2 protein-coding genes are annotated in these 3,220 nt (G+C 62.2%); both read right to left on the reverse strand.

Annotation, left to right across the window (positions count from 1 at the left end; translation table 11 throughout):
• On the reverse strand, nt 1-968 hold a 968-nt coding region (locus OR16_RS38470), incomplete at its 3' end, for a CDP-6-deoxy-delta-3,4-glucoseen reductase (protein WP_006164739.1).
• A 58-nt stretch (nt 969-1,026) separates the two neighbouring features.
• On the reverse strand, nt 1,027-2,688 hold the full coding sequence (locus tag OR16_RS38475; RefSeq protein ID WP_043422940.1) for an FAD-dependent monooxygenase: 1,662 nt from the start codon (nt 2,686-2,688) through the stop codon (nt 1,027-1,029).
• Nucleotides 2,689-3,220 lie beyond the last annotated feature (532 nt).

Genomic DNA, 3,220 nt, shown 5'->3' on the forward strand with positions numbered 1-3,220 from the left:
CACTGCGCCGTGAAGTCCTTGCGGGCGGACTCCACCATGACCGGCGCGCCGCAGGCATATACCTGGTGTCCGGACAGGTCGGGGTAGTCCTGCATCACGGCGCGATGCACGAAGCCGGTCCGGCCTTGCCACGCGTCTTGCGGCGTGGCTTCGGAAAGTACCGGCACATACTTGAAGCCGGGCCACTCGGATTCCCAGCCCCGTGCCAGCTCATCCATGTACAGGTCGCGACGCTGGCGGCCTCCCCAGTAGAGGGTCATGGGGCGCATGATTTTGCGGCGGATGATGTAGCCGATGATCGCCTTGATCGGCGCGAAGCCAGTGCCGCTTGCCACAAACACGATCGGCTTGTCGCTCTCTTCGCGCAAATGGAAAGTACCAAGCGGCGCTTCAAACTGGAGGATCTGGCCAGGCTGGATCTCGCCCTCGAACACCGGGTCGGTAAAGACCCCGCCCGGCGTATGCCGCAAGTGCAACTCAAGCGCGATCAACCCCGCGGCAGCAGGTGGCGTGGCAATGGAGTAGCTGCGCCGGACACCGTTCTCGAGCAGGAAATCGAGATACTGTCCAGCGGCGAACCGCAGATTCTCATTGATCGGCAGTTTGAGCTCGACGATCGCCACATCGGGCGCCGCCTTGCGGATCTCGCGCACGCGGCACGGGATCTTGCGCGGCTTGACCTGCTTAAGCGACAGCTCGTTCACTTCGATCACCAGATCGCTGAGCGGCTTTGCCTGGCATAGCAAGGCGTAACCTTCGGCGCGCTGGGCCTCGGAGAGATAGGCCGCATGTGCACGGCCAAAGTCCACCTTGCCCTCGAGGATGCGCCCCTGGCAGGTTCGGCATCCTCCGGCGCGGCAGCTATAGGGCATGATCCAGCCGGCCTCAAGGCCGGCGGTCAGCACCGTTACACCATCGGGCACCTCATAGCTGTGCCCACTCGGATGCAAGGTCACGTTGAACGTCATGTCTTCGCTCCTGATTATTGAGTGCGGAGGGGGGCGTGGAGCGTCAAAGCGGTCATCATCAGGCGACCACCTTGGTTTGTTGCTGGCCCGCCGTGGGAGAGATCTCCGCCGGCATGCGATGACCAGTCGCGACCGCGGCAAGGCGCACCGGGTCCGCGGTAAGGTGGTTGCCACGCCAGACCACGTGCAAGTCGGGCCGCAACAGCATCAGGTCGCAGCCATACACTTCGCGCGGTGCCTCATCCTGGATATCGAGAACATCGAGCGGCGCCCCGAGGCTGCGCATGCTGTGCTCAAGTGCTGAGGTGTCAACGCTAGTTCCACCAAGACGAAGCAGCGTGTACCCGTTGCCGATGCGGTCATGCAACGCGCTACCGTCATTCAGCCAGACGTGTGGCAGACGAGCACCCGGCCAGGAAGTCGGTCGGTAGCTCATCGCGTCGGGATCGGGGCTCTCGCCAGGCTCCGGCCAGATCAGCGGCGAATCGACGTACCGGTAACCCAGTTCCGTGCCCGACTGCTCATTGACTTTGCGCTGCTCAACCCCGGCGACACGCACCAGATTCGCCCGGGTCTGCGCACCTTCCGGCGTGTCATCGCGGATATTGGACTTGTAGGTGGCACGCCAGATGCGCTTGCCGTTAGCGGCAAACCGAGAGGCCGCGACATTGCGCGCGCCGATCTGCCGGCGCTCGCGCTGATACGATGCAAGCAGGTTCGGACCGCCCCAGCCAGCCAGCGTCCCTGCCAACTTCCACGACAGGTCCATGGCGTCTCCAACGCCGGTGTTCATTCCAAGACCACCGGTCGGGATAACCAGATGCGCCGAGTCACCGGCCAGGAACACGCTGCCCGTCCCGTAGCTATCCGCAAGCATGAGATGCTGCGTCCAAGCGCCGACGTAAAGCGTCTCGAACTCGATGGGCATGCCGACGGCGCTTTGAAACTTCGCCGGCATCTCCGCATCCTCGGCAACCACCGAGTGCATGGTGAAATGCCGACAGTCATCCTGAACCACGATCTGCGTCTCTTGCTCATCCACTACATGGTAATGCCGCCCGCGCCCCATAGGGATGCGCTCGTAGAGGTCATCGCAGCGGAACAGCGCCTGGCGCAGCCGCAGGATATTGGCCTGGCCGCTCAGCGGGATGCCGAGTTGCTTGCGAACCGTACTGCCGCCCCCATCGCAACCGACCAGGTAGCGAGCGCGGATGACATCTTCGCTGCCTTCGGCATCGACGATGCTGGCACTAACGAAGTCCCCATCCTGAGTGAACGTGGTGAGTTCGCAGCCAAAGCAGACGGTCACATTGGGGGTGCGTTCGGCGGCCGACTTCAGGATGGGCTCGAGCGTGTACTGCGAAATGAGTTGATATGGCTCCAGGGGACGGGAGCCGTCGTTGCAAGCCCTGCCTTGCTCCTGCATCACGGCCACGGACGGATACGGACGATGAAGCAGCGGTGGCTCCGCCAGGGAAGTCACGATGAATACATCCATTGGGTTGTCGCGCGGATAGCCTGCATCGCGGATCTGCTCCGCAATACCAAGCCGGCGGTAAATCTCCATCGTCCGCGCATTGCAGCGCTCCATCTTCGGCAAACGTCCAGGCGCCCCGTTGCGCTCGATCACCATGCATCGGATCCCTCTCTGGCCAAGGTCGATGGCGAGCGTCAGTCCAACCGGACCTGCTCCGATGATGAGAACTTGTGTATCCGTCATGTCGTTGTCTCCTTCCAGTACCCACTTTTGCGCCGCCGCCTGATGTATCATCTGGCGGACTATCTATTTCATTTTTGACAACTCTAACTATCCGATGAACGACTGTCAAGCACACGGCCGAGCGATATCGCGCTCGACGTCCGCGCGCATGAGCGTGGGGCTACCTTCGGACCGGCGTATCAGGACCGGCGGCTTTCCCAATTGCGCGGCCGCCGACAGCAACGCATATACGAGTCGCAACCCTTTACCTGGACGGCTTCTCCCAAGAGAATTGCGAATCGCGGCATGAAGACGACGACAGATGGCTCTCAGGCATGACTAACTATGGGCGTGAGGGCAGTGTTTCATTGGACACTATTGGATGGTTGGCATGGGAAGACGCAAGGTGAGCAGCGTGCGCGGCATCGAGGCGCCCGAGGTTGCGCGAAAGCGCAAAGGGACCAACCCGGGCGGGCGGAGGGCAATCGGGAGAGGGGCACCTCGGGAGTGGTACATCCCGGATTGCAAACGAGGGCAAGCCCTGTTGGATGGC

The sequence above is a fragment of the Cupriavidus basilensis OR16 genome (assembly GCF_000243095.1).
GTDB classification, from domain to species: domain Bacteria; phylum Pseudomonadota; class Gammaproteobacteria; order Burkholderiales; family Burkholderiaceae; genus Cupriavidus; species Cupriavidus basilensis_D.

Excerpts from the sequence above, each read along its gene's own strand:
- OR16_RS38475 (WP_043422940.1), bottom strand. The coding sequence starts at position 2,688 with ATGACGGATACACAAGTTCTCATCATCGGAGCAGGTCCGGTTGGACTG.